This window comes from Geobacillus sp. ZGt-1 (assembly GCF_001026865.1).
GTDB classification, from domain to species: Bacteria; Bacillota; Bacilli; order Bacillales; family Anoxybacillaceae; genus Geobacillus; species Geobacillus thermoleovorans.
Window position 1 is genome coordinate 31,762 of sequence record NZ_LDPD01000028.1, and the last position, 2,076, is coordinate 33,837.

At 53.8% G+C, this 2,076-nt stretch carries 3 protein-coding genes and 2 pseudogenes; all 5 read right to left on the reverse strand.

Features of this window, described 5'->3' with window-relative positions; genetic code table 11:
• Nucleotides 1-284, reverse strand: a pseudogene (locus VU18_RS14595) (NADH-quinone oxidoreductase subunit C); the annotation flags it as partial.
• Between the two features lie 3 nt (nucleotides 285-287).
• Nucleotides 288-800 carry an NADH-quinone oxidoreductase subunit B family protein gene (locus tag VU18_RS14600; RefSeq protein ID WP_011232822.1) on the reverse strand — a complete coding sequence of 171 codons (513 nt, stop codon included), beginning with the start codon at nucleotides 798-800 and terminating at the stop codon, nucleotides 288-290.
• A complete protein-coding gene (locus VU18_RS14605) occupies nucleotides 791-1,159 on the reverse strand; it encodes an NADH-quinone oxidoreductase subunit A (protein ID WP_011232823.1) in 369 nt (122 codons plus the stop codon). Before VU18_RS14605 ends, VU18_RS14600 begins: the two co-directional genes overlap by 10 nt.
• Nucleotides 1,160-1,432: 273 nt before the next feature.
• Complete coding sequence (locus VU18_RS14610) at nucleotides 1,433-1,834, reverse strand: F0F1 ATP synthase subunit epsilon (protein ID WP_011232824.1); 402 nt, start codon at nucleotides 1,832-1,834, stop codon at nucleotides 1,433-1,435.
• 22 nt (nucleotides 1,835-1,856) lie between these two features.
• Nucleotides 1,857-2,076, reverse strand: a pseudogene (locus VU18_RS20750) (F0F1 ATP synthase subunit beta); the annotation flags it as partial.

A 2,076-nucleotide genomic window follows, 5' to 3' on the forward strand; every position in this document is an offset into this window, starting at 1 on the left:
GCCTCGCGCTGTCTTCGCAGTTCGGCGGCCCTCGCCCGCGCTTCCTCGGCTGCTCGTTTTTTCGCCAATGCAAGATCGTCGGCCGATGCCGGTTCCGTTGCCTCTCCCTTCGTTGTTTCGAGCTGGCTGCCATTCGAATTCGGGGGCGTTTTCAAACTGCCCGTTTCGGCGGCTGACTTGGCCTGTTCATCTGCCTGCCTAGCCGCGAGCCGTTCGCGCGCCAGCTGTTTTGCCCGCTCAGCGGCTTCTTTTTTTCGCTGGGCCAAATCTTTTTCTTCATCCATCGGTTACAGCACCTTCTTCCCCGTTTTGGCTTCCAGTCGGATTTTTTCTTTTAATTTATGAATACCGTAGATGAGCGCTGCCGGGTTCGGCGGACAGCCTGGTATGTACACGTCCACCGGGACAATTTGGTCGACGCCTTTGACGACGCTGTACGATTTGACGTACGGGCCGCCGGCTGTCGCACACGAACCCATGGCGATGACCCATTTCGGTTCGGGCATTTGGTCATACAACCGGCGCAAGAGCGGCGCCATTTTTTTCGTCACCGTGCCCGAGACAATCATGACGTCCGCCTGCCGCGGCGAGGCGCGGAAAAACGAACCGAACCGGTCGAGGTCGTAATGGGCGCCGCCGACCGCCATCATCTCGATAGCGCAACAGGCAAGGCCGAACGTCAACGGCCAAAGCGAACTGCTTCGGGCCCATCCTTTCAACTGTTCCAACGTCGTCAAAAAGACGTTTCGCTTCACTTCTTCCATTTCGACGCCAGAAAAACCCTCCCATTTCACATCCATCGTAACACCTTCTTTTTCCAAGCATAGATAAGGCCAATGGCAAGCAAAACGATGAAAATGATCATTTCCACCAACGCGAACAAACCGAGTTGGTCATAGACAACAGCCCACGGGTACAAAAACACCGTCTCGATATCGAAAATGACAAACAGCAAGGCAAATAGGTAGTACCGAACTTGGAACTGAACGCGCGAGTCGTGAAAGGGATTGTTACCGCTTTCATACGTTGTCGCCTTTGCATCACTCGGCACGTGCGGCCGCAGCCACCGCCCGGCCGTGAGCGCCCCGATCGGCAGCAACACACCGAGGCAAAGGAAGACGAAGATGATCAAATAACTGTTTGCATAGATGTTGCTCAACCAGCTCGCCCCCTTCCGGTTTACTACATACGTATGGTGTTAATGATGAAATTTTTCAATAATTCCTTCGATTTCATTATAACATTTATATCCAGCCGTGTCAGCAAAACTTCAAGTTAACACTGTCAACACTGTATCCATTCATGTAAGCGCTTCATCTTTGTTGAAACGACGGAATGCGAGGAACGAAAAAAGAGAGAGCGTTTGCCTCTCTCCTTGACGGACGATTCTTCTGTTTTCATCAAAAAAAGCAGGGGAGTTTTCCCCTGCTTTTTACTTCATTTCCGCAACACTCAAACGGTTCATGGCGCGTTTTAACGCCAGTTCAGCCCGCTTGAAGTCGATGTCATCCTGCTGGCTTTGCAGGCGGCGCTCCGCCCGCTCTTTCGCCGCTTTGGCGCGGAGGACGTCAATGTCCTCCGCCCGTTCAGCAGCTTGAGCCAAAATCGTCACTTTGTCCGGGCGGACTTCCAAAAAGCCGCCGCTGACGGCAATGTATTGCGTTTTGCCGCCTTTTTTCAGCCGGGCCGCGCTGATCTCGAGCGGGGCGACAAGCGGAATGTGCCCCGGCAAAATGCCGAGCTCGCCGCTTTTCGCTTTGACGCTGACCATCTCAACATCGTCTTCGTACACCGGGCCATCAGGAGTAACGACGCTCACGTGGATCGTTTTCATTGTCCAATCCCCCTATCCCGGGTCACACTTCGACACCCATCGCTTTCGCTTTTTCAACGACTTCTTCAATGCGGCCGACTAAGCGGAACGCATCTTCCGGAAGATGGTCGTATTTGCCTTCCAAAATTTCTTTAAAGCCGCGCACTGTTTCTTTCACCGGCACGTAGGAGCCCGGTTGGCCCGTGAACTGCTCCGCCACGTGGAAGTTTTGCGACAAGAAGAACTGGATGCGGCGGGCGCGA